Origin of the sequence: Microbacterium sp. Root322, assembly GCF_001425645.1 — a bacterium.
GTDB lineage: Bacteria > Actinomycetota > Actinomycetes > Actinomycetales > Microbacteriaceae > Microbacterium > Microbacterium maritypicum.
Window position 1 is genome coordinate 662,225 of record NZ_LMCS01000002.1, and the last position, 22,811, is coordinate 685,035.

28 protein-coding genes are annotated in these 22,811 nt (G+C 71.0%); 13 read left to right on the forward strand and 15 right to left on the reverse strand.

Annotation, left to right across the window (positions count from 1 at the left end; all coding sequences use genetic code 11):
- The first annotated feature begins 22 nt into the window (after window positions 1-22).
- The 3 genes from ASC55_RS08045 to ASC55_RS08055 all read left to right on the forward strand — a co-directional run bounded on the left by ASC55_RS08045 (window position 23) and on the right by ASC55_RS08055 (window position 2,108).
- Window positions 23-847, forward strand: a complete 825-nt coding sequence (locus ASC55_RS08045; protein WP_055874247.1) for an EI24 domain-containing protein — start codon at window positions 23-25, stop codon at window positions 845-847.
- Window positions 847-1,620: a DNA-formamidopyrimidine glycosylase family protein gene (locus tag ASC55_RS08050; protein WP_055874249.1), complete on the forward strand. Its 774-nt coding sequence runs from the start codon at window positions 847-849 to the stop codon at window positions 1,618-1,620. Before ASC55_RS08045 ends, ASC55_RS08050 begins: the two co-directional genes overlap by 1 nt.
- 80 nt (window positions 1,621-1,700) lie before the next feature.
- A complete protein-coding gene (locus ASC55_RS08055) occupies window positions 1,701-2,108 on the forward strand; it encodes a DapH/DapD/GlmU-related protein (RefSeq protein ID WP_017829277.1) in 408 nt (135 codons plus the stop codon).
- Window positions 2,109-2,130: 22 nt separating this feature from the next.
- Here ASC55_RS08055 and ASC55_RS08060 read toward each other — a convergent pair whose 3' ends face one another.
- Together ASC55_RS08060 and ASC55_RS08065 are read right to left on the reverse strand one after the other, a co-directional pair.
- Window positions 2,131-2,790, reverse strand: coding sequence for a LuxR C-terminal-related transcriptional regulator (locus tag ASC55_RS08060; RefSeq protein WP_055874252.1), 660 nt, complete (start codon window positions 2,788-2,790; stop codon window positions 2,131-2,133).
- On the reverse strand, window positions 2,783-4,030 hold the full coding sequence (locus ASC55_RS08065) for an ATP-binding protein (RefSeq protein WP_082524272.1): 1,248 nt from the start codon (window positions 4,028-4,030) through the stop codon (window positions 2,783-2,785). Before ASC55_RS08065 ends, ASC55_RS08060 begins: the two co-directional genes overlap by 8 nt.
- 114 nt (window positions 4,031-4,144) lie before the next feature.
- On the opposite strand from ASC55_RS08065, the gene ASC55_RS08070 reads away from it, so the two are divergent.
- The 4 genes from ASC55_RS08070 to ASC55_RS08085 all read left to right on the forward strand — a co-directional run bounded on the left by ASC55_RS08070 (window position 4,145) and on the right by ASC55_RS08085 (window position 7,538).
- Window positions 4,145-5,719, forward strand: coding sequence for a PspC domain-containing protein (locus ASC55_RS08070; protein WP_055874255.1), 1,575 nt, complete (start codon window positions 4,145-4,147; stop codon window positions 5,717-5,719).
- Complete coding sequence (locus ASC55_RS08075) at window positions 5,719-6,030, forward strand: hypothetical protein (RefSeq protein ID WP_055874257.1); 312 nt, start codon at window positions 5,719-5,721, stop codon at window positions 6,028-6,030. The genes ASC55_RS08070 and ASC55_RS08075 overlap by 1 nt, the downstream gene beginning before the upstream one ends.
- A 61-nt stretch (window positions 6,031-6,091) precedes the next feature.
- Window positions 6,092-6,781 carry a substrate-binding domain-containing protein gene (locus ASC55_RS08080; protein WP_055874260.1) on the forward strand — a complete coding sequence of 230 codons (690 nt, stop codon included), beginning with the start codon at window positions 6,092-6,094 and terminating at the stop codon, window positions 6,779-6,781.
- A gap of 40 nt (window positions 6,782-6,821) precedes the next feature.
- Window positions 6,822-7,538: a glutamine amidotransferase-related protein gene (locus ASC55_RS08085; RefSeq protein WP_055874263.1), complete on the forward strand. Its 717-nt coding sequence runs from the start codon at window positions 6,822-6,824 to the stop codon at window positions 7,536-7,538.
- A 15-nt stretch (window positions 7,539-7,553) separates the two neighbouring features.
- Here the strand turns inward: ASC55_RS08085 and ASC55_RS08090 are convergent, their stop codons facing one another.
- A complete protein-coding gene (locus tag ASC55_RS08090) occupies window positions 7,554-8,024 on the reverse strand; it encodes a hypothetical protein (protein WP_055874266.1) in 471 nt (156 codons plus the stop codon).
- Entirely contained in the window at window positions 8,021-9,235 is a 1,215-nt protein-coding gene (locus tag ASC55_RS08095; protein ID WP_055876029.1) for a cation:proton antiporter, read from the reverse strand. The genes ASC55_RS08090 and ASC55_RS08095 overlap by 4 nt, the downstream gene beginning before the upstream one ends.
- Window positions 9,236-9,352: 117 nt before the next feature.
- Between ASC55_RS08095 and purU the strand changes: the two genes are divergently transcribed.
- Window positions 9,353-10,204: a formyltetrahydrofolate deformylase gene (gene purU / locus ASC55_RS08100; protein WP_017829285.1), complete on the forward strand. Its 852-nt coding sequence runs from the start codon at window positions 9,353-9,355 to the stop codon at window positions 10,202-10,204.
- A gap of 51 nt (window positions 10,205-10,255) precedes the next feature.
- On the opposite strand, the gene ASC55_RS08105 is transcribed toward purU, so the two are convergent.
- From ASC55_RS08105 to ASC55_RS08115, 3 genes are all read right to left on the reverse strand, one after another.
- Window positions 10,256-10,651, reverse strand: a complete 396-nt coding sequence (locus ASC55_RS08105) for a type II toxin-antitoxin system VapC family toxin (protein ID WP_055874270.1) — start codon at window positions 10,649-10,651, stop codon at window positions 10,256-10,258.
- Entirely contained in the window at window positions 10,648-10,905 is a 258-nt protein-coding gene (locus ASC55_RS08110) for a type II toxin-antitoxin system Phd/YefM family antitoxin (protein ID WP_055874273.1), read from the reverse strand. The genes ASC55_RS08105 and ASC55_RS08110 overlap by 4 nt, the downstream gene beginning before the upstream one ends.
- A gap of 92 nt (window positions 10,906-10,997) precedes the next feature.
- Window positions 10,998-12,044 (reverse strand): NAD(P)H-dependent flavin oxidoreductase, encoded by a 1,047-nt coding sequence (locus ASC55_RS08115; RefSeq protein WP_055874276.1) that lies wholly within the window; start codon window positions 12,042-12,044, stop codon window positions 10,998-11,000.
- Between the two features lie 98 nt (window positions 12,045-12,142).
- Between ASC55_RS08115 and ASC55_RS08120 the strand changes: the two genes are divergently transcribed.
- Together ASC55_RS08120 and ASC55_RS08125 are read left to right on the forward strand one after the other, a co-directional pair.
- Entirely contained in the window at window positions 12,143-12,415 is a 273-nt protein-coding gene (locus tag ASC55_RS08120; RefSeq protein ID WP_055874279.1) for a DUF6412 domain-containing protein, read from the forward strand.
- A 66-nt stretch (window positions 12,416-12,481) separates the two neighbouring features.
- Entirely contained in the window at window positions 12,482-13,261 is a 780-nt protein-coding gene (locus tag ASC55_RS08125) for a YidC/Oxa1 family membrane protein insertase (protein WP_055874282.1), read from the forward strand.
- Here ASC55_RS08125 and ASC55_RS08130 read toward each other — a convergent pair.
- The 3 genes from ASC55_RS08130 to ASC55_RS08140 all read right to left on the reverse strand — a co-directional run bounded on the left by ASC55_RS08130 (window position 13,233) and on the right by ASC55_RS08140 (window position 15,599).
- Window positions 13,233-14,150: an EamA family transporter gene (locus ASC55_RS08130; RefSeq protein WP_055874284.1), complete on the reverse strand. Its 918-nt coding sequence runs from the start codon at window positions 14,148-14,150 to the stop codon at window positions 13,233-13,235. The genes ASC55_RS08125 and ASC55_RS08130 overlap by 29 nt on opposite strands.
- 50 nt (window positions 14,151-14,200) lie before the next feature.
- Complete coding sequence (locus tag ASC55_RS08135) at window positions 14,201-15,085, reverse strand: SDR family oxidoreductase (protein ID WP_055874287.1); 885 nt, start codon at window positions 15,083-15,085, stop codon at window positions 14,201-14,203.
- A gap of 166 nt (window positions 15,086-15,251) precedes the next feature.
- Entirely contained in the window at window positions 15,252-15,599 is a 348-nt protein-coding gene (locus tag ASC55_RS08140) for a DUF7882 family protein (RefSeq protein ID WP_017829293.1), read from the reverse strand.
- Between the two features lie 187 nt (window positions 15,600-15,786).
- Here ASC55_RS08140 and ASC55_RS08145 point away from each other — a divergent pair, with 187 nt between their 5' ends.
- From ASC55_RS08145 to ASC55_RS08155, 3 genes are read left to right on the forward strand one after another with little or no spacing between them, the layout of a single operon-like run.
- Window positions 15,787-16,266, forward strand: a complete 480-nt coding sequence (locus tag ASC55_RS08145; protein ID WP_055874289.1) for a hypothetical protein — start codon at window positions 15,787-15,789, stop codon at window positions 16,264-16,266.
- Entirely contained in the window at window positions 16,263-16,676 is a 414-nt protein-coding gene (locus tag ASC55_RS08150) for a CBS domain-containing protein (protein ID WP_055865765.1), read from the forward strand. Before ASC55_RS08145 ends, ASC55_RS08150 begins: the two co-directional genes overlap by 4 nt.
- Window positions 16,673-17,242: a CinA family protein gene (locus ASC55_RS08155; RefSeq protein WP_082524273.1), complete on the forward strand. Its 570-nt coding sequence runs from the start codon at window positions 16,673-16,675 to the stop codon at window positions 17,240-17,242. The genes ASC55_RS08150 and ASC55_RS08155 overlap by 4 nt, the downstream gene beginning before the upstream one ends.
- 19 nt (window positions 17,243-17,261) lie before the next feature.
- Here the strand turns inward: ASC55_RS08155 and ASC55_RS08160 are convergent, their stop codons facing one another.
- The 5 genes from ASC55_RS08160 to phnC are packed head-to-tail and all read right to left on the reverse strand — an operon-like array spanning window position 17,262 to window position 22,786.
- Window positions 17,262-18,350, reverse strand: a complete 1,089-nt coding sequence (locus ASC55_RS08160) for an alcohol dehydrogenase catalytic domain-containing protein (RefSeq protein WP_055874292.1) — start codon at window positions 18,348-18,350, stop codon at window positions 17,262-17,264.
- 11 nt (window positions 18,351-18,361) lie between these two features.
- Window positions 18,362-19,069, reverse strand: a complete 708-nt coding sequence (locus tag ASC55_RS08165; protein ID WP_055874295.1) for a phosphonatase-like hydrolase — start codon at window positions 19,067-19,069, stop codon at window positions 18,362-18,364.
- Window positions 19,066-20,205, reverse strand: a complete 1,140-nt coding sequence (locus ASC55_RS08170; RefSeq protein ID WP_055874298.1) for a TIGR03364 family FAD-dependent oxidoreductase — start codon at window positions 20,203-20,205, stop codon at window positions 19,066-19,068. Before ASC55_RS08170 ends, ASC55_RS08165 begins: the two co-directional genes overlap by 4 nt.
- Entirely contained in the window at window positions 20,202-21,959 is a 1,758-nt protein-coding gene (gene phnE, locus ASC55_RS08175) for a phosphonate ABC transporter, permease protein PhnE (protein ID WP_055874301.1), read from the reverse strand. Before phnE ends, ASC55_RS08170 begins: the two co-directional genes overlap by 4 nt.
- Window positions 21,956-22,786, reverse strand: coding sequence for a phosphonate ABC transporter ATP-binding protein (phnC, locus tag ASC55_RS08180; RefSeq protein WP_017829301.1), 831 nt, complete (start codon window positions 22,784-22,786; stop codon window positions 21,956-21,958). The genes phnE and phnC overlap by 4 nt, the downstream gene beginning before the upstream one ends.
- Window positions 22,787-22,811 lie beyond the last annotated feature (25 nt).

The window sequence follows — 22,811 nt, forward strand, 5'->3', positions numbered from 1 at the left end:
CGATGCACCTACGCTGGAAGCCATGATCCGAGAGTTCGCGACCGGCATCCGCACCCTGCTGCGCGGGTTCGGGCTGTGGCGCACCAGGCCCGGTCTCATGATGCTCGGGCTGATCCCCGCGATCATCGCCGTGGTCGTGCTCGCGGCCGCCCTCATCCCGCTGGTGCTCAGCATGCCGTCGCTGTCCGTCTGGCTGACCCCGTTCGCCGAGGGGTGGTTCGAGCCGTGGAGGGGTCTGCTGCGCGCCGCCGTGGGCCTCGTGATCGTGGCGGCCGCACTCGCGCTCGCCAGCGTCGTCTTCAGCGCCCTGACCCTGACCATCGGCGACCCCTTCTACCAGCGCATCTGGCACGCGGTCGAGGTCGACCTGGGCGAGGCGCCTCCGGCGGACGGCGGCAGCTTCTGGACAACGCTCGGCGAGGGGCTCCGGCTGATCCTGCTCGGCATCCTGATCGCGATCCTCGTGCTCCTGATCGGCCTCATCCCGGCGGTCGGCGGGTTCCTCGGCGCCATCTCCGGTGTGGTGCTCACCGGTCGGCTGCTCGCCCGCGAGCTCACGGGGCGCGCCTTCGACGCGCGCGAGCTCAGCCCGGCCGATCGCGCCGCCCTGTTCTCGGGCAGCCGGGCGCGGGTCCTCGGTTTCGGCGTCGCGACCCAGCTCTGCTTCCTGATCCCCGGCGGCGCGGTCGCGATCATGCCCGCCGCCGTCGCCGGCAGCACCATGCTGGCGCGGGACATGCTCGCCCGCACGGGCGCCACCGCACCGAGCCTGCCGGCGACCCCGCCACCACCCGCAGCACCGCAGCAGGCACCGCGCCCGCCCCACGCGCCCCTCGGAGCGCCCTGATGCCCGAGGGCGACACCGTCTTCCGCACCGCACGGCGCCTCGACGAGGCCCTGTCGGGTGCGGAGGTCACCCGATTCGACCTCCGGGTCCCCCGGTTCGCGACCCTCGATCTGACCGGGCAGCCGGTGCACGGTGCACTCGCGCGCGGCAAACACCTGCTGCTGCGCGTGGGCGACAGCACACTGCATTCGCATCTGCGCATGGACGGCGCCTGGTTCGTGTACCGACCGGGCGAGAAGTGGCGCCACCCGGCCTTCAAGGTGCGCGCGATCGTCGGCACGGCGCACCGCGAAGCCGTCGGCGTGGACATCGCCGAGATCGAGGTCGTCCCCACCCGGGATGAAGACCAGCTCGTCGGTCACCTGGGTCCGGATCCCCTCGCCGCCGACTGGGATGCGGCAGGGGCGGTCCGGCGCCTCGGGGCCGACACCCGCAGCATCCATGTCGCCCTCCTCGATCAGCGCAACGTCGCGGGATTCGGAAACGAGTACGCCGCAGAACTCCTGTTCCTGCGGGGAATCCTGCCGACGACGCCGACGCCGGAGGTCGATGTCGCCGCCCTCCTCGACCTCGGTGCACGCACGATCCGTGCCAACCGCGATCGCGCCGACCGCACGTTCACCGGCGTCAATCGCGGCGGCCAGACCACCTGGGTGTACGGCCGCGCCGGGCGCCCGTGCCGACGCTGCGGCACCCTCATCAGGCGCGGTGAGCAGGGCGCAGATCCGACCCGAGAGCGCGTCACCTTCTGGTGCCCTTCCTGTCAACGCTGACAACATCCATCCGCGGGAATGAATCCGACCTCGCCGTGGTTGTTGGTATATCCGGAGAACTCCGGAGCACGGGAGGAATCGTGGGCAAGAACTACGTCGACATCGAGAACGACCAGGGCGCGACGCTGCGGTACCGCAAGCACGCGAACGGCCGGGGTCTCGTCGCGCATGGCGCGAAGGTGCACCCGAAGGCGCATATCGAGGCGGGTGCCTATATCGAACCGGGAGCGCGCGTCGGCGCCGGCGCGACGATCGCGCGCGGTGCCTGGATCGACGAAGACGCAGTGATCGGCGAGGGCGCGTTCGTGGACGCGCACGCGCACGTCGGCCACGGCGCGGCGATCGGCGATCACGCCTACGTGGGCGTGCGCACCGACATCGGCGCCGGGGCGCGCATCGTGCGCGGCGCGAGGATCGGCGACGACGAGACGGTTGCCGCCGGGCTCACCATCGCGACGGATCAGAAGGGTCTGTGGCTCGCCGCCTGAGGCGTCCGACCGCGGAGCCGGCTCACAGCAGGCGCCGCTCCGAGGCCCAGGCCGTGAGTTCGTGACGCGACGACAGCTGCAGCTTCCGCAGCACGGATGACACGTGCGTCTCGACCGTCTTGATCGAGATGAACAGCTCGGATGCGACCTCCTTGTACGCGTAGCCGCGGGCGATGAGGCGCATGACCTCCTGCTCGCGCGCCGAGAGCCGGTCGAGTTCGTCGGTCGCCGTCGCTGTCTCGCCGGCCACCGCACCGAACGCGTCCAGCACGAAGCCGGCGAGCCGCGGAGAGAACACCGCATCCCCGTCGGCCACTGCGCGCACCGCGCTGCTGACCTCCACACCCGACGACCCCTTGGTGATGTAGCCCCTGGCGCCGGCGCGGATCACGCGCACGACATCGGCCGCCGCGTCCGACACGCTCAGGGCGAGGAACCGGGCCACGGTGGGAGACGAGCCGCGGATCACGGCCTCGCCTCCGGCCGCATCGTCTCCGCTACCCCCTGGCAGGTGCACGTCGAGGAGCACGACATCCGGCTGCGTCTCGCCGATCACCGCGATCGCGGACGGCACGTCGGCGGCCTCTCCGACCACGTCGACGCTCGCGTCGAGGTCGGCGCGCAGCCCGGAGCGGAAGATCGAGTGGTCGTCGACGATCACGACCCGGATGCTGTCAGCCATGGTTCTCCTCCCGCGAAGAGGTCGGGCGCGGCGCCGGTCGATCCTGGAGCGCGCTCGTGGTGATGCGAAGGCGCACCTCGGTGCCGTTCCCATCGCTGCGTACCTTTCCGGTGCCGCCCGCACGGCGCATCCGGCCGATGATCGACTCCCGCACTCCCAGGCGATCGCTGGGCACATCGTCGAGTCGGAATCCCGCCCCCCGATCGCGGACGAACACGTCCACCCCCGAGGCGCTTCCCTCGATGTACACGGAGATCTCCCCACCCGCGTGCCGGGCCGCGTTCAGGATCGCCTCCCGCGCCGCCGCGGCGAGCTCCCCGCTCGCCCGCTCGGTCGACAGCCCGGCCGAGACGACGTCGATGCGCACGGGGTAGTCGAGTTCGAGCGCTCCCGCATAGTCGCGCAGATCGGTCGGAAGATCACTGTCGGCGGGGGCATCGCCGTCGTACAACCACGCGCGCAGCTCGCGCTCCTGCGCCCTGGCGAGCCGTGCGGCTTCGCTGGAGGCCCCCGCCCTGTTCTGGATCAGCGCCAGTGTCTGCAGCACCGAGTCGTGCAGGTGGGCGGCCATCTGACTGCGCTGCTCCTCCCGGATGCGGCGCACCCGTTCACCCGACAGCTCCCGCCACCGCGGGATCAGCGTCGACGACACCACGGCGGCGAGCCCGACCAGCGGGAGGAGCACCAGCGCCACACCCGAGCGCGCCACCGGCCAGGACAGCAGAACCGTGACCAGCAGGGCGAGCAGCAGGATCGCGAGGATCCGGATGCTCAGGGTGTGCCGGGGCCCGCGCGCGGTGTCGGTGCGATCTATGAGCGTGGCCCAGAGACCGGCACCCGTCGCGAAGGCCACGGTGCCACCGACGACGACGGCCGCGGTGCCGGGCGGGATCGATCCGCTCAGCCAGTCGCTGCCTCCTCGCCAGACGAGGACGACGAGCATCCCGACCGCGGCAGGGGCGAGCAGCAGCCAGGCCACCGGCATCCGTCTGGTCGGCGCGCTCTCGCCCTCCGCCCAGGGCGTGAACATCCAGCACCATGCATAGAGGAGGATGCCGGCGCCGCCGCACAATGTCAGGGCGATGAACAGCGCCCGCACCAACGACACCCGCACACCGAGATGGCGGGCGAGCCCCGTGCTGACGCCGGCCACCATGCACTCACGATCCCGGGTCAGCGGCGGGCGCGGTGGAGCGGCCACGCGCGGGGGCCGCGCAGGAGCGTGCGCCGAAGAGGACATGGGGCAATCCAATCACCCGCGCGCCCGCTCGGGGTGCTCCCCTGCCCAGAATCAGGGGCCGCTCAGGGGTTCCCCCCATGGCAGGCATCCCCCTGCGGCCGCCAGGATCGAAGCATGACGATTCCGACTGCGCCCCCGCCCCCTGCCGACCCCGCCGCTCCGGCCGGTGGCGCTGAGGGCACCGATATCCCGCGGGGCGCCGATCGCTTCCTGCTCTGGGTCGCCGGTCTCGGCGTCGCCCGCTCCGAGGGCTGGCTGGGCGGGGTCGCCGCTGGCATCGCTGCGCGCCTGCGCATCGACCCGCTGATCGTGCGGGGCGTGCTCGTGGTCGCCGCGCTGTTCGGACTGCCGGTGATCTTCCTCTACGCCGCCGCCTGGGCGCTGCTGCCGGACGTCGACGGACGGGTGCACGTGCGCGATCTGCTGCGCCGCGACTATCAGCCCGTGCAGTGGGGCATCCTGGCGATGGCCGTCATCGGCCTGTTCCCCACGGCTCCACTCGCGGGCCGCCTGTTCGGACTCGGATACGACGGCTGGTCGGCTCTCTCCCTCATCAGCTGGATCCTCGGGCTCGTGCTCGTCGCCAGCCTGCTCTTGCTGATCGTGCGTGCTGCCAGCCGCACCCCGGGCGCTTCCGCGCCGGATCTGCCGATGGCTTCCGCAGATCAGGCGGCCCCGGCCGCATCCGCCCCTCTCGCCGGTTCGGGTACCGCCGAGGGGGCGGATGCCACTCTCCCGACCGAGGCAGACGCCGCGGCCGACACCGTGACGGAGCCTGCGGCACCGGATGCCTCGCTCGCCCTCACCCCGCCCGCCCCGCCGGTTCCGCTGCCGCCCGGTTCTCAAGACCCTGCGGCCCTCGAGGCCTGGCGCGCTCAGCACGCCGCCTGGAAGGAGCAGGATCAGGCATGGCGGCGCCAGCAGCAGGATGTCGAGCGGGCTGCCCGTGACCAGCTGCGCCGCGAGCGCCAGGCCGAGGCCGCGGTGTTCGCCGCGGAGGCAGCCGACCGCCGCCGCATCCGCCGGGCATCGAACCCGCGGGCGGGCTTCGCTTTCGCCGCGACCATGATCGGTCTCGCCATCATCACGGGTGCCGCCGTCGGTCTCGTCACCGGCGGTGAGGCCCTCGGCGGAGCACTGGGACTTCTCGCCGCCGCACTCATCCTCGCGCTCGGCATGGTCGTCGCCGGAGCGTTCCGTCGCCGCAGCGGCTTCCTGGCCTTCGTCACCGTGCTCACGCTGGTGGGAGGTCTCGTGGCCGGCGCATTCTCGACCCTTCAGGGCTTCACGCTCGGCTGGGCGTCGATCTCCAACAACCGGGCGGAGCACATCCGTCAGCCGTTCGGAGACCTCTATCTCTCGCTGAACCAGCATGACGGCGCGCCCCGGCCGATCGTGATCGAGAAGGGTTCGGGCACGACCGAGATCTACGTCGATGCGGGAGTGGAGCTCGAGCTTCGCGCGACGCTCGACACCGGGACGGCGCACTGGACGCGGGTGGAGGGTGAGACCGCGACCATCATCGACAGCGGCGTCTGGTCCTTCGAGGACCGCGGCGGCGAGTCCGTCATCGTCCAGGACATCTCCTCGGACCGTGTGTCTGCGACCACCGTCCAGCCCGTCACCATCGATCAGACCAGTGGTGCCATCAACGTCACCATCTACGAGCCCGTGAAGGAAGACCAGTGATGAGCACGCCCACGATCATCGAACCGGCCACCCCGCCCCGCACCCGCTGGGCCGCCATCATCTGGGGCCTCCTGTTCTCCTCCGTCGCGGCGAGCGCCCTCTGGATGCTCGCCGACGACGACCGACGCGAGACCCTCGCAGACGGGCTGTTGGCCCTGACCCCGACCACCGTCAACATGATCGTCGTGTTGACGATCGGTGTGCTGCTGCTCGTCGGCGGAGCCGTCGGGCTGATCCGCCGCGCCCAGCGCACGCTCGCTGCCACGGCACCGGCGCCGCTGCACGAGGTGCCGGAACCGCTCGCCGAGTAACCTTGACCCCATGGCGAATCAGGGAAGACGGCCCGCGAAGGGCGCAAGCAGGGGCACGCCGGTGCGCCGGAACAAGGCCGCCCCCGCCGAGCGATTCCCCCCACAGAAGCCGAAGAAGCCGACCGCCAAGGTCGTCTTCGACGCTCCTCAGCCCGAACCCGAGGCACCGCGCACCTTCCGGCTGGGCGCGGTGCCAGGGGCGACACCCGGCAAGTGGATCGATGCGTGGAAGCAGCGGATGCCACGAGTGCCGCTCGAGCTCGTTCCGATCGAGGCCGCTACACAGCGGGCCGCGCTCGACGGGGTCGACGCGGCGCTGGTGCGTCTGCCGCTCACCGACGATTCTCTGCACATCATCCCGCTGTACGACGAGCTCCCCGTCGTCGTCGCCGCGGTCGATTCGCACCTGATGGCGGCCGCTGAGCTCACGGGTTCCGACCTCGAGGGCGAAGTCGTGATCGGGCTGACCGACGACGTGCTCGGCCCGCTCGATCTCCCCGGGACTCTCCCGGCGACCTTCGCCGCACTCCCGACCGGCGAGGCAGTCGCGACGGCGGCATCCGGAGTCGGCATCGTGGTCGTCCCGATGTCCCTCGCCCGCCTGCACCACCGCAAGGATGCCGATCACCGCGTCCTCGCGGACGGACCGACATCGACGGTCGCCCTGGTCTGGCCGCGCGAGCGCACCACGCCCGACGTCGAGACCTTCGTCGGCATCGTCCGCGGTCGCACGACCAACTCCTCGCGGTGACCGCGTCGGCCCGGCCTCGCGCGATCGTTAGAATCTCCTGATGGCCTCGCTTCTCTACGTCTGCGTGCGGCCCGAGATCGGGGCGGCGGATGCCGAGCATGCCTCTTTCCGCCGGGCCCTCGGTGTCGACGTGGTCGATCGGCTCGATCTGCTGCAGACGCCGCTGCACATCGAGCGTCTCCGGGGGTACCGCGGCGTCGTGGTCGGGGGCTCGCCGTTCAACGTCTCCGACACGGTGAAGTCCGCGGAGCAGCTGCGGGTCGAAGCCGACCTCCGCACGCTGGCGGACGCGGCGATGGCGGCCGAGATCGCGGTGTTCTTCACCTGCTTCAGCATCGGCGTGGTGACCCGCATGCTCGGGGGCGAGGTCGTCACCGACACCCCTGAACCCGCGAGCGCCACCGTGATCGACACGACCGCAGCCGGTGCAGCCGACCCCGTGTTCGGCCCCAGCGGCTCGGCTCTCACGGTCTTCACGGCGCACAAGGAGAGTGCAGCGAGCACCCCTCCCGGTGCCGTGCTGCTGGCGACGAACGAGACCTGTCCGGTGCAGGCCTACCGCGTGGGCACGCACCTGTACGCGGCGCAGTTCCACCCCGAGCCCACTCCGCGCGACTTCGCCGACCGCATGACGTTCTACCGCACCACCGGCTACTTCGACCCCGACGAGTTCGACGAGGTGCAGCAGCAGGTGCTCGCGGCATCGGTGACCGAGGGCGCAGCGCTCCTGCGCCGCTTCGCCGAGACCTTCGCCTGAGTCGGGGAACCCGCGTCAGCTCGCGGCCGCGTCCCGCAGCAGCGCCACACGCTCGCGCAGATATGCCTCCAACGGCATGAAACCGCCCGCGGTGCTCCAGCGCACGGACGGCACCCCGTCGATCAGGGCGAGCGGCCCGGAGGAGCCTCCGGCATCCACCCCGTCGACGTCGATGACGCTCCACCCCACGTGCACGACCTCACCCTCGCCGAAGCCACCGCGCAGTGCCTCGGCTCGGCGCTCGGCACGCTCCCTGGCCGACTCCGCGGTGTAGCCGCGGCGCCCGGGGTCGGCCGCGCGCAGCACCTCCGCCGTCGCCAGCGCGTGCGTCTCTGTCAGCAGCAGCACGCCCAGGTGCCAGGCGTCTCCGACCCGCACGATGCGACGCCCGCGCCAGCGGGAATCGCGCTGCTCGCCGAGTCCCTCCTTCGGGGCGTCCTGCAGATCCTTCACGGCCTGGGTCAAGAGTGCGGATGCGGTGGTCACAGTTCTCCCTGCGTGGACTCGGCGGCCCGCTCCGGCCCGACGACCTCCGCGCGGTCGCCGCGGAGAGTCATGCCGATGAGCGGATACAGCAGCACCGACAGCATGCCGGCGCCGACCAGCGCCGCGGCCGTGCCGGTGTCGATCATGTCCTGGTCGACACCGATCGCCGTCACGGCGACGATGATCGGCAGACCGGTCGCGGCGAGGAGCCCCAGGGCCGCGCGATCGCGAGCACTCGCTCCGGGCGGGGCCGACAGCTGCGCCGCCGATCCGCGGATCACGAGCAGAGCGATCAGGAAGATCGGCACCAGAGCCAGCGCCGACGGCGATGTGAGCAGCGCCTGCAGGTCGAACGTGACACCCGTGTAGAGGAAGAAGATCGGCACGAGGAATCCGAAGGCGATCGCCTCGATCTTGCTCTCGACTTCTTCCGCATCCTTCTTCGGCGCGCGCGCCATGATGATGCGCCAGATCGCGCCGGCCACGAACGCTCCCAGCAGCATGTCGAGGTCGAGCATGACGCTGAGCCCCACGAGGGCGGCGATGAGGAGGATCACGAAGCGCACGCCGAACTGATCCGAGGTGTGCAGGGTGGCGCGGACGATGCGGTGCAGCCGTCCGTGCGACACGCGCGTGGCCAACAGCACGGCGAGACCGGCGAGCACGACGAAGGTCAGGAGCACAGCGGTGGCGATCGGAGTGGTCCGCGTGCTCAGGAAGATCGAGATCGCGATGAGCGGCAGGAACTCGCCGACCGCACCGATCGCGCTGATCGCACGACCGAAGGGCGAGTCGAGCTCTCGGGCGTCGCGCAGGATCGGCATCAGCGTTCCCAGCGCCGTCGAGCTGAGGGCGATCCCGATCACCACCATCCCCTCACCCGGCGCGAAGAAGAAACCCAGGCCGATGCCCAGCAGCACGCTGAGCAGCCACCCGAGCGATGCCCGGGCGAGCGGCCTGCCCGCGACCTTCGTGAAGTCGATCTCGGTGCCCGCGACGAAGAACAGCAGCGCCAGGCCGAAGTCGCTGAGCTTCTCCAGCAGCGGTCCCGTCTCGACCCAGCCGAGAACCGCGGGACCGATGAGGATGCCGAGAACGAGCTCGAACACCACGATCGGCACCCGGACCACCGGCCGCACGCCACGGGCGAGCAGGGGTGCGGCGACAGCCAGCAGGGGCACCAGCACCAGGCCGAGGTCGCTCGCTTCCATGCTCTCAGGGTAGGTGAGGCGGCCGTCGCGCGGGTGCAGGGCATCGCGCGGTGCTCTCGCGATTCGCCCGCTCGGCGCATCCACGGCAGAATCGATGCACACCCTCGAGGAGTCCCCATGTCTCAGCCCGATACCGCCCGCCTGCTCATCGCCTGCGACGATCAGCCCGGCATCGTCGCCGCCGTCGCCGGCGTGCTCGCTCAGCACGGGGCGAACATCATCTCCCTCGACCAGCACTCGACGGACTCCGAGGGCGGGCGCTTCTTCCAGCGCACCGTCATCCACCTCGACGGGCTCTCGGCCGCGCGCCCCGCGCTCGAAGCCGACATCGCCGGCGTCGCCGAGCGCTTCGGCATGGAGTGGTCGCTGCACGACGTGGCCCGGCGCAAGCGCGTCGCGATCTTCGTCTCGAAGTACGACCACTGCCTGATGGAGCTGCTGTGGCGCACTCAGCGCGGGCAGCTCGACATCGACATCACGATGGTCGTCTCCAACCACCCCGACCTGGCCGAGGCCGTCCGGTCGTTCGGCGTGCCGTTCGTGCACATCCCCTCCGGCGACAAGGCCGCCATGGAGGAGCGCCAGCTGGAGCTGCTGCGCGGCAACGTCGATCTCGTCGTGCTCGCGCGCTACATGCAGATCCTCACCGACGACTTCATCACCCGGCTCGAGGCCCCGGTGATCAACATCCACCACTCGTTCCTGCCCGCGTTCATCGGTGCGAACCCGTATGCGCGGGCCAAGGATCGCGGCGTCAAGCTGATCGGTGCGACCGCGCACTACGCGACGGCCGACCTCGACGAGGGGCCGATCATCGAGCAGGACGTCACGCGCGTGACCCACTCCGAATCGGCCGCCGAGCTACAGAGCCGCGGCGCCGACGTCGAGCGTCTGGTGCTCGCGCGCGCCGTGCAGTGGCATGCCGAGGATCGCGTGATCGTGCACGGCAAGTCCACGGTCATCCTCTAGAGGAGCGAGCGTACCGCCTCGCGAACACAGAGAATCCTCATCGGGGCCGCGTCAGGATCGGGCACCGATCACGTCGACTGCGAGCCCGTGGGAAGCAGCTGCGAGGCGTCTGTCGTTCGTCCACAGTTCGGTGCAGCCCGCGATCTGAGCCGCAGCGAGATGCACGGCATCTGGCGTCTTCAACCCGAAATCCGCCCGGAGTTCCGCGGAACGGACGAAGACCGTCGCGTCCAGCGTCACTTCTTCGAGGTGTTCGAACATCGCGAGGTAGCGGTCGCGCAGCTCGGGATTGCGCCCGCGCAGTGGGCCGACCAAGCACTCCTGAAGCGCCAGAGGACTCGAGGCCACCGCGACGTCCACCTCTCGGAGAGCGTTTCGGACGGCCACACCCCGAGGCCCGTCGTCTTCGATGGCGTAGATCAGGATGCAGGAGTCGAGGTAGATCATTCCCAGGCGTCTCGGCTTTCCGCGATCTGCGCGTCGAGCTCGGCAGCCGAACGGGCCAGCCGCCCGGGCAACGGGTCGCTCTCGAGCCACTCGACGAGGAGCCGCCCGCTGCGGACGAGATCGACCGGCCCGATCGGGACGAGCTTCGCTACCGGCTTCCCTCGCTTGGTGATGACGACGTCTTCGCCCGCCTGAGAGTCCGCGATCAGCCTCGAGAGACTGTTGCGCGCGTCGAGAACATTGTGACTGCTCATATGTCCATGTTAGCCAGAAACCTGGCTATGTTAACACTCAGTGCACCTTCGCCTCCAGGCAGTCCCTTCACGCTCTTGTTCGTCGATGAGCGTCAGGGAGCGACCGGAACCCCCGCGACCAGTTCGGCGAACACGTCCGCGGCGGTCTCGTGGCGCACGAGCGGCGCGCCCTGCCCCATCCACAGCGACTGCAGCGCGCCCAGGTTCTGCTCCCCCGCGGCAGCCCGGAAGCGACCCGTGAGCCAGTTCTGCATCGGGAACGGCGCGATCGTGCCGCTGGCTTCGATGGCGCGCACGACGCGGTTGCGCGCACCACGGGCCAGACGCCCGCTCATCGCCCGCGTGAGCACGGTCTCGTCGGCAGCGGTCGAGCGGATCGCGTCGCGGTGCGCCTGGTTGGTCGCCGACTCCGAGGCGGCGAGGAAGGCCGTCCCGACCTGCACGCCCGCGGCCCCGAGAGCGAACGCCGCGGCCACACCGCGTCGATCGGCGATGCCTCCGGCCGCGATCACGGGCACGTCCACCGCATCGACGACCTGCGGGACCAGGGCGAAGGTCCCGACGAGCGACTCCTCGGCAGGGCGCAGGAACGACACCCGATGCCCGCCGGCCTCCGCCCCGGTCGCGACCACGGCATCCACTCCCGCTGCGGCGAGCGCGACCGCCTCGGCCACGGTGGTCGCCGTGCCGACGATCCGGATACCGCGATGGTGCGCCTCTCGGACCACATCGGCGGACGGCACCCCGAACACCACGCTCAGCACCGTGGGCTCGATCTCCCAGATCGCGTCGAGCTGCTCCTCCAGGGCGGGGGTGTAGCGCTCCGGTCTGCTCGGCACGTCGAGACCCACGGCCTCGTAGAAGGGTTGCAGCGCCTGGGCGAACACCGTGTGCTGCGGGTTGGGTTCGACCTCGTCGCCCGTGGGAAGCCAGATGTTCACCGCGAACGGCCGATCGGTAGCCGCACGCAGCTCGGCTCCGGTCGCGCGGATGCGGTCGCCCTCGTAGCCGTACAGGCCGAATGAGCCCAGTCCGCCGGCGTTGCTCACCGCCGCGGTGAGCGCGGTCGAGGACAGCCCGCCGAACGGGCCGAGGATGATCGGATGCTCGATCCCGAGCAGGGCGCGAAGGTCACTCATGCTTCGACGTTACGCCCGCGCCGCACCCCCGGGGTCGACCGTGACGGGTCCGACCTGCAGACCCCGGTGATACCCTCGCTGCAGGAGGGAGAGCGCACATGAGCGAGTGGTTCGGGCAGATGCTGAGCTTCGTCGCGACCGCGCTCGGGCTCGTCTCGATGCCCGATGCGGCAGCTCTCGGCCTCGCGATCGCGGTGCTCGCGGTCACGGCCCTCACGCTCGCGATCGTGCTGAGCGTGCGCCCCGAAGCCACCGCAGACGCCCCGCATCCGCTGCGGGCGATCGACATCGGCACCCTCCTCACGCAGAGCGATCCTGATGCCGCAGGCCACCCACGGCCTCGGGCGCCGGGAGTCGCGAGCGCCGCGTAGTCCGTTCACACGACGGGATCACGCGGCCTTCGCCGACCCTTCCCGACGCCACGAACGGACTCTTGCATGGACATCTTCGCCTTTCCCCCTCTCGCCGCCCTCCTCGACGCCGCCTACGGCGCCCTGACCGGGCTCTCCGACCTGCTCACCCCTCTCGCCGGAGCCTCGGCCGCCGCCCTCGCCGTCATGCTCGTCACCCTGCTGGTGCGGGCGCTGCTCATCCCCGTCGGCATCTCCCAGGCCAAGGCCGAGCAGACCAGGGCGCGCCTCGCGCCGAAGCTGCGCGAGCTCCAGCGCCGCCACAAGAAGAACCCCGAGCGTCTGCAGAAGGAGACGATGGCGCTGTACCGCGCCGAGAACACCTCGCCGTTCGCGGGGATGCTCCCGGTGCTGGCGCAGGCCCCCGTCGTCGGCATCCTGTACACGCTGTTCCTGCGCCCGGAGATCGCGGGACACGCGAACGAGTTGCTCGCGCACGACCTGTTCGGCGCACCTCTGGGCACGAGTCTGATCGCGGCGCTCTTCGGCGGCACGGCGACTGCGGCCACGTTCCTCGTCTTCGGGGTGCTCCTGGCGGTGATGATCGCGGCCGCGGAGGTCACCCGCCGCATGTTCCGCCCGACACCGGTCGACGCCGACGACTCCCCGCTGAACTCCCCCATCATGCTGCGCGTCGTCTCGGCGATGCACTACATGACCGCGGTCTTCGCCGTGTTCGTGCCGCTCGCCGCCGCGCTGTATCTCACCGTCACGGTGGTCTGGACGCTCGTGCAGCGCATCATCCTGCGCCGGCGGTTCCCGCTGCCGGCGCAGGGTGTCAGTCGGGCAGCGGTATCGGCGCGGTGAAGGGACCGGAGGGACCTCCGTCGCGGCGGTTCCTCCGCACACCGAGCGTGGTCCCCACGCTCGCGGCGATCACGAGGGCGATGGCCAGCAGCCGCAGCGGGGTCGCATCCTGCCCGAGGATGAGCCATCCGGCGAGGGTGGCGAAGGCGGGCTCGAGGCTCAGCAGCACGCCGAACACTCGTTGCGGCAGACGGCGCAGCGCCGCGAGCTCGAAGCTGTAGGGGATCACCGACGACAGCACCGCGGTGATCGCCGCGAGCAGCAGGAGTTGCGGATCCATCGCCACCGTCGATGCGGCCGGGATGCCGACCGGGATGAGCAGCACCGCGGCGACCACGAGCCCCATGGCCAGGCCGCTGCTGCCGGGGATGAGCGCGCCGACGCGGGCGCTCATCCGGATGTACATGGCCCAGAAGCCGGCCGCGATGAGGATGAACACCACCCCGAGCGGGTCGAGCGGTTCGGCGCCGATCAGGCCGTCGATGCCCAGCACGACCATGCCGAGCAGGGCCACGCCGACCCAGGTGAAGTCCGAGAGCTTCCGGGTGAGCACGGCGGCGAGCACCAGTGGCCCGAGGAACTCGATCGCGACGGCAGGACCCAGGGGGATGCGATCGATCGCGGCGTAGAAGAAGCCGTTCATCGCGGCGAGGGAGACGCCGAAGAGCACGGCGGCCAACCACTGCGGGCGGGTCCACTTCCGCGGCCGCGGCCGCACGATGACGACCAGCAGGACCGCGGCGATCGCGACGCGCAGCGAGGTCACACCCCAGGGCCCCAGAACCGGGAACAGCTGAGCGGCGACCGCGGCCCCGAAGGGAAGAGAGAGGCAGGAGCCGATGACGAGTGCGACCCCCACGAGGGGGCTGGACGCGGCGGGCTTCTGCACCAGACAAGCTTAGGCGGCGGCCCCTCTCCGGGCCGCCGCCTCGGCGCGGATCAGAGGGACTTGCCGCCGGTGACCGCGATGACCGATCCGGAGGTGTACGACGATTCCGCCGACGCCAGGTACACGTAGGTACCGGCGAGCTCCGCGGGCTGGCCCGCCCGCCCCAGCGGGGTGTCGGCACCGAAGGTCGCCAGCCGTTCGGCATCCCATCCGGTCGCCGGGATCAGCGGCGTCCAGATCGGGCCTGGTGCGACGGCGTTGACGCGGATGCCCCGCGGGCCCGCCTCTTCCGCGAGGGCCTTCACGAACGCCACCTGCGCGGCCTTCGTCATGGCGTAGTCGATGAGTCCCGGCGAGGGGTTGTAGGCCTGGACGGATGCCGTCACGATGATGCTCGCTCCGGGCGGGAGGTCGGGATAGGCCGCCCGTGCCGAGAACAGCATGCCGGCGAGGTTCGTGTCGAACACCCGGCGCATCCGCTCCGTCTCCAGGGTCTCGAAGCCGTCGATGTCGTGCTGGTAGCCGGCGTTCAGCACGAGCACGTCCAGTCCGCCGAGTTCGCGCCGCGTCCGGGCGACGATGTCGGTTGCGAACGTCTCGTCGCGCAGGTCACCCGCGAAGCCCACTCCTGCGCGCCCCGTCTCGCGCACCAGGGCGAGCGTGTCCTCCGCGTCGTCCTGCTCTTCGGGCATGTGCGCGATGGCGACGTCGGCGCCCTCCCGTGCGAAGGCGATCGCGACGGCTCGTCCGATGCCCGAGTCTCCGCCCGTGATGAGGGCGCGGCGTCCCTCCAGACGACCGTGGCCGACGTAGGTGCGTTCGCCGTGGTCCGGTTCCGGGCGGGTCTGTTCGGTCAGGCCCGGCTGATCCTGGTGCTGTGCGGGAAAGCCCTCTTCGCGGTGCGCGTGGCGGGGGTCGGTGGTGTCGTCGGTCATGGGTCCCACCCTCTCCGATCGTCTCGTGCTCCGTCAGGGGGTTGACAGCTCCGGCCGACCGACCAGCTCTCGTCGACACCCATGCTCGACGACGAAACCCACCGGCGGACGCGCGTCCACGAGTGGGTTTCGACGATGCAGGTGGGTCTCGAGGCGAGCCCGAAGGTCAGAGAGGAGGGGTGACCGGGACCTCGCCGGCGCCGGGCTCCTCGCCCGCCTCGGCGGGCTCGGGAACGAGGTAGAGACCGCTGGGCGCGTTCGCGGTGAACGCGAGCGCCTCGATCCAGGCCCGGTTGATGGAGGGCTGACGGCTGCCGAAGTACTTGAACACGAGAGAGCTGCCGGGCTGGATCCACACGGTGGTGCGCCCGCCGCCCACGCTCGCGTCTTCGCGCCAGCTGAAGGGGAAGGGCTCCCCGCGCCGCAGCTTCGCGGTGATCACGAGCTGCAGGTGGGTGAGGGCGCGGTCCTCGATCTCGGTCTTCACGCCGCCTTCGTAGACGAACTTTCCCATTGGTGGTGCTCCTTGGTCGCTGCCTGGCCGGGACGACGGCTTCGCTCCATTCTCGCGCACTCCGCCGCCGGATACCTCCTGTCCCCGCGGTCGCGCCCGATGCCCACTCGACGCCCCGAAGTCAACCCCCTCGGCGAGACGTCGCCCGGAGCCTAGCCTCGGGACACTCGACTCGAAGGGCACTGCCATGAACGACCGACACATCGACGACCGTCCCGACGAGGGCTACACGCCCACCACCACGCACGCCGCCTGGGGCGCGGGCAACCCCCGACTGCGCATCACCAGGGACGACGAGCGCACCGAGTTCGCGCTGAGCGACGACGTGGTTCGGATCGGCTCCGCCGAGGACAACGAGCTGCGCCTGGCCGACACCGATCCCGTGCATGCCACGATCACACACGACGACCGCGACGAGTACGTGCTGACGCTGCACGGCGAGGGTGAGACGAACGCGAGCCTGGGCGTTGACGCGACCCACGCCGACGAGAACTCCGAGACGCTGCGCACCGGAGCGCACTTCACGGCGGGCCCGTGGACCCTGGTCTTCGCACGCGAGGAGTTCGCCGATCACGGACGGCCGTACGGAGGCCGTGCGGGTGGGGAGTACTCCGACCAGCCGTTGCAGCCGCCGCGTCCGGACTACGACGAGGGCGAAGAGCGATGACCACCGCGCGCGACCTCATGACTCCGAGGCCGCGCTGCATCGGGGTGAACGATTCCTTGCGCATCGCCGCCTCGGTCATGGCGGATCTGGATGTCGGAGCCCTGCCGATCTGCGGCGAGGACGGCAAGCTGAAGGGCATGCTCACCGACCGCGACATCGTGGTGGGTGCGATCGCCCTGGGCATGGACCCGGAGACCACCCCGGCGTCAGCGCTCGCTAAGGGCAAGCCGGTCACGGTGGATGCGGATGACGACATCCGCGTGGCCCTCGACCGGATGCAGGAGAACCAGGTGCGACGGCTGCCCGTGATGACCGACCGTCGTCTGGTCGGCATCGTGAGTCAGGCCGACGTCGCACGCTCGCTGTCCGCATCGACGACCGGCAAGACCGTGGAGAGCATCTCGCGGTGAACCTGCACGACGACACCCCCGATGCTGCGCAGGCCCCCGGCGCCGAGGCGATGAGCGGCCCCGATACGCGCGGCCACATCGCACGGTTGAGCGAACTCGCCGCCGCCCGGGGGCTGCGCATCGCCGTGGCGGAGTCGCTCACCTCGGGCATGCTCGCGCACACGATCGGCGCCGGCGAGGGTGCCTCCGAGTGGTTCGCCGGCGGCATCGTCGCCTACATGACCGCCGTGAAGGAGCGCGTTCTCGGGCTGACGCCCGGGACGGATCCGTGCTCGGCGGCGTGCGCCGAGCAGCTCGCCGTGGGGGCACGTCGCCTGTTCGACGCCGACCTCACCGTGTCGACCACGGGCGTCGGCGGCCCCGACGCGCAGGGCGGGCATCCCGCAGGGACCGTCTTCCTGGGCTGGGCCACCGCCGAGGACCAGGGCCACCGCAGGCTCGCCCTGGTCGGCGACCCCGAGGAGATCCTGGCCGCGACCGTCGATGCGGCCGTCGGCCTGCTCGCCTTCCACGCCGAAGGGCTGCGCCCACTCGGCCCCCGACGAGGGCAGGACGACGGCGTCTAGGGCCTGTGTCCCGGGCGCGTCACTGCCCCGGAACGAGTCCGATCCGAAGAGGAGCCCCCGGGGAGGCCGCCTCCACGAGCGCCGCGTCGATCTCGAAGAGTCCGCGCACCGCGCCGACCGCGTCCGCGAACGGGTAGGCCCGCCCTCGTCCGGCGAGGAAGGCCACGGCTTCGGCGAGTTCGGCCCCCGTGTAGTTGTGGATGCCGGCGACGGTGACCAGGCGCCGCACGATGCTCTCGGCGTCGAACGGCACCGGATCGGCCGGGAACACACTGCCGACGAGCACGACGGTTCCCCCGACCGCGACGCCCGAGAGAGCCTCGCCCACCGCGTGCCCCGAGGCTTCGATCACGACGTCGGGCTCGCCGTCGAGGGCGGTCGCACCGAAGCGTGCGGCGAGGGCACGTCGCTCGGGGTTGGGATCGAGCACCTCCACGGTCGCACCCTGCTCGGCGGCGATGGCCGCGGCGGAGAGTCCGACCAGTCCCGCGCCGTGGATCCGCACACGCGCTCCGTCGAGATCGCGGTCCTTCGCGGCCCTGGCCACCGCAGCCCAGGCTGTCGCCGTGGCGCAGGACGCGGGCGCGAGAACGGAGGCGGGGAGCGCCTCGGGAACCCGCACGATGGCCGTCCCCTCTCGCAGCTGCACGTGACTCGCGAAGGCTCCGGTGAGGTCGCCGTGCGCCCCGACCTTGTCGTGCCCGTACTTCCCCAGGTCGCGGCACTTCTGCGGCATCCCCTGCAGGCACCGGTCGCAGCTCGCGCACGACACCGTCACCGACCAGACCACCCGGTCGCCGATGCGCAGCGGAGTGCCGTCGACCGTGTGCGCCCCGCCGTCACCGGTCGCGATGACCCGTCCGACGCTCTCGTGTCCGAGCACCAGAGGAGTCGGGGCCGAGCGGCGCCCCTGCACGGTGTGCACATCCGAGCCGCAGATCGTCGACATCTCGACGGCCACGAGCACGTCGCCGTCACCGAGCGCGACGCCCGGCACGGCGATCGTCTCGTGCGGATGGCCTTCGCCGACCCACACCATCGCGGTCGCGGCAGGGCGCAGCGCGACGTCCCGGCGATGGCCGGGAGGACGGATCAGCAGCGTTCCCATGTCGAGTCCTCTCAGGAGGTCGCGACGAGCGGGAGCAGGTCGCGCTGGGCGAGCACACCGCGCAAAGCGGTGACGTCGCTCAGCACGGCATCCGCCCCCGCGGCGCTCAGAGCCGGGCGATCGTGCGCGCCGGTCAGCACACCCGCGACGAAGCCGGCGCCGGCCCGACGTCCCGACTCGACGTCGCTGACGGTGTCGCCGGCGACCGCGACCGCGTGCACCGACGAGGTCTGCGTGCGCAGCAGCGCCGTCAGCACGAGGTCGGGTGCGGGACGCCCGCGACCGGCATCGATCGGCGACAGGGCGAGATCGATCAGCTCGCGCCAGCCGAGTCCGTCGAGCAGGGCATCCCGGGTCACCGGAGCGAAGCCCGTGGTGAGCACGACCTTCAGCCCGGAGTCCTTCAACCCCTGGATCGCGTCGGCGGCGCCGGGGATCTCGGAGACGCCCTGCTCGGAGACGATCTCGGCATAGGCGCCCTCGAAGGCGGCCGTCGCCCGTGCTGCCGCCTCGGCATCGCCGCCGGAGAGGTGCGTGAAGACGTCGATCTTCGACTGCCCCATGGTCACGCGCACGTAGTCCAGCGCCTCGTCCCACGGCATCCGGTCCGCGACACCCGTGCGCTCGGCGGCGCGCTGGAACGCCTGCTCGACGACGCCGTCGTCGAGCACTGTGGTTCCCGCCATGTCGAGCACGACGAGTTCGAGAGGAGTGGTCATGATGTTCCTTCCATTGCTGCCGCCCACCCGAAGGCGGCGGCGAGGTTCTCTTCGGCAAGTCCCAGGCCCGTGGTCATCCCGATGCCGGTGGTCGCGGCGAGCACCAGCACGCCGTCGTCGCCACGATCGATCAGGAATTCCTGCGGCCCCTTCGCGTACACGCCCTGCCAGCGCTCGATCACGCGCGGCGCCGGGGCGTCGAACAGCGCTTCGGCCTCCGCGAGGAAGGCGGTGAACGCAGCCTCGGGCTGGAACGGCGCCGGGGCCGTGGCGGTGGAGTGCGAGTCGCCGATGATGAGCGTCCCGTCGGGAAGCTGCGTGTACATCTGGTTGAGGTCGATCGCGGCGAGGTCGGGGCGCTCGGCGTGCAGGCGCTCGCGCAGGGCCCCGGCTTCCGGCCCGTCGGCGAAGCGGCCGTACCGCACGAGGGACCAACCGGTGAGCAGGGGAGCCGCGAGCGGATGCCGGAACGACACGGCCGCCCGCATCATGTCGAGGGCGCAGCGCACGACCCCGTGCCGCTCTGCGACGTCGGGGAGCAGCTGATCGATGTCGTGGTTCACGGCGACGACGACGCTGCCGCAGGTGATCGGACCGCGCGTCGTGTCCACGTGCCCCTCCCCCACGGCGGTCACCGCGGTGCGGAACCGGAAGTCGACGCCGAGCCCCGCGAGGTGGCGCACGATCGCATCGGCGGCCGTGCGGGGGTCGGTCTGCAGGTCGCTCTCGATGTGCGCTCCACCGACGAGGCCCTCGGCGCGCAGCGGAGCGAGGCGCCGCAGCTCGTCCGCCTCCAGCAGTCGGATCCCGCCCTCGCGGGATGCGGCTTCGAGCACGGCGAGCTCGTCATCGTGGCGGGCGGCGACCAGCGTGCCCGACTCGCGCAGCCAGAAGCCCGCGTCCCGGGAGAGACGCAGCCACAGCTCGCGGGACACGTCGGCGTAGTGCCGCGCCTGCCCGCCCTGCGCGCCGATGCAGAGGTGTCCGAAGTTGCGGATCGTCGCCCCGACGGGAGCATCGGTGCGGTCGACGACGATCACGCGCAGGCCGCGCCGGACCGCCGCGTACGCCGCTCCGAGTCCGACGATGCCGGAGCCGACGACGACCACATCCGCCGTGTCGAGAGGGCGGTTCATCGGAACACCTTCCGCATCCACATCGCGAGTCCTTCGACCACGAGCACGGTGGCGAGGATCATCAGCACGATCGCCGTCACGGTCTCGTAGCGGGAGCCCTGGCTGGCGTTGAGGAGGTAGTAGCCGACCCCGCCGCCGCCGACGATGCCGAGGATCGTCGCCGCGCGGATGTTCGTGTCGAGCATGTAGAAGCTGTGACCGATGAGCGCCTGCATCCCCTGCGGCACGGTGGCCGAGGTGTAGGTCTGCAGACGTGTCGCCCCCACCGCGCGCAGCGCCCGCTCCGGTCCGCGATCGACCTCTTCGAACGAGTCGGCGATGAGCTTGCCCAGCAGTCCGATACCGCCGATCGCGAGGGCGATGACACCCGCCTGGGCCCCGAGACCGGTGATGACCACGAGCACGATCGCGAGGATCAGCTCCGGGATCCCGCGGATGCCGACGAGCAGGAGTCGCGCCGTCCCTCGGGCGCCAGAGCTCGGGGCGACGTTGCGCGCCGCGAGCGAGCCGAGCAGGAGCGAGGGGAGCAGGGTGAGCACGGTGGCGGCGAGAGCGATCGCGACGGTCTCACGCATCGCCTGGAACATGGCGCTGGCGTCATAGTTGCCGAACGACGGGGGCCAGAACTTCCCGGCGACCTCGGGCAGCTTGGCCCAGAAGGTGATGAGGTCCATCCAGTTGATCTGGCTGACGACCACGCTGCCGATCACCACGAGCACGGCGACGACACCGGCGATGGTGTGGCGCACGCGCTGTGCGGTCCAGGGCCGGCGCACCGCCGTCTGCGGGCTCGCGGCCCAGGCGGGGCGGCCGACGGCTGCGGACGCGGAGCGGCTGCTGAGGCGCGGATGCAGGATCCTGTCGATCCACGACCGGGTGTGCGCCTGCTCCCCGAGCATCGCCCCGCGGACCATGCTGGAGACGATCTCCATCGCGACGCACAGGATGAAGATCACCAGGGCGATTCCGAGGCCCTTGCCGTAGTTCAGCGACTTGAACGCGTACGACATCTCGAGGCCGAGCCCGGCGACGCCGACGTAGCCGAGCACGACACTGCCGCGCAGGTTGATGTCGTTGCGGTGCAGCACGGTGGCCACCCAGCTGGGCAGCACCTGCGGCAGGATGCCGGAGGTGAACTCCTGCATCTTCGAACCGCCGGCGGCGCGGATCGCGAGGCGCGGCCCTTCGTCGATCTGCTCGATCGCGTCGGCGAACATCTTCGAGATCATGCCGATGGAGTGGATGCCGATGGCCAGGATGCCGGGAAGGGTACCGAGGGAGAACATCAGCACGAACGCCATCGCGAGGACCACGTCGGGCAGAGCCCGGGTGAGCACGCCGATGAACCTCGCGGCGGCTCGCCATCCGTTGCCCGGGGTCGTGTTGGAGGCGGCGAGGTAGGCGATCGGCACCGACAGCACGGCTGCGAGCAGTGTGCCGACGAGCACGAGACCCACCGTGAGCGCGATCAGCCAGGCGAGGTCGCCGGGAGCCGGGAAGCTGAGTCCGCCGACGCGGGCCATGAAGTTCTCGGCATTGCCCCAGCTCTGCACCATCGCCGGGATCGAGATGTCGACGTCGCGGACGGCGAGGATGCCGAGCACCACGAGGGCTATGAGCGTGAGGGAGGCGGCGATCCGCTCGGGCGAGATCGGGCGCCGGGGGGCGCGTTCGGCGACCGTCGGTCCGCTCCCCTGGTGGGACGATCCGCCACCGCGGGTCGCGGAGTCGGTCGACGCGTCGAGCGCCGTCATGATGCGGCCACCTGCGCCGCTGCCTCGACCAGCTCCTCCTGCACGGCGCGGATCTCGGCCGTCGTGGTGGCCACGCGACCGTAGATCTCCATGACCTCGGCCTTGGTGAGGTCTCCGGTCGGGGTGTCCAGCACCACTTCACCGTGGCGGAGCCCCACGATGCGGTCAGCCCACGAGATGGCGAGGTCGACCTGATGCAGGCTGCACACCACGGTGAGCCCCTCATCGGCGGCGATCTCGCGGATCAGGGCCATGACCTGCTCGCTCGACTCGGGGTCGAGCGAGGCGACCGGCTCATCGGCGAGCAGGATCGCGGGCTTCTGCATGAGAGCGCGGGCGATGGCCACGCGCTGCTGCTGCCCGCCCGAGAGGGTGTCGCTGCGCTGGTAGGCGCGGTCGAGCAGACCGACGCGGTCGAGGTGCTCGAGTGCGGTGAGCTTCGCTGCTCGCGAGTAGCCCCAGAGGCCGAGGCGCGGCCCGCGCACACCCGATAGCGAACCGGTGAGCACGTTCTCGAGCACGGTCAGGGAGGGCACGAGCTCGAACTGCTGGAAGATGAAGCCCACGCGGCTGCGGAGGTCGCGCAGCGCCCGCCCCTTCAGCGTCGGGACCTGGGAGCCCAGCACCTCCACCGAGCCGGAGGTGGGGATCTCCAGGCCGTCGAGGTGGCGCAGCAGGGTCGACTTCCCCGAGCCGGAGAGGCCGAGGAGCACGACGATCTCGCCGCGGGACACCTCCAGAGAGGCCCCCTTGAGTGCAGTGGTCGTCCCGAAGGTCTTCGTCACGCCGTCGAGGCGGATGAGGGCGTCGGATGCCGAGGCGGTCATGTCGTAGCTCCTGTGGTGTCGTGAG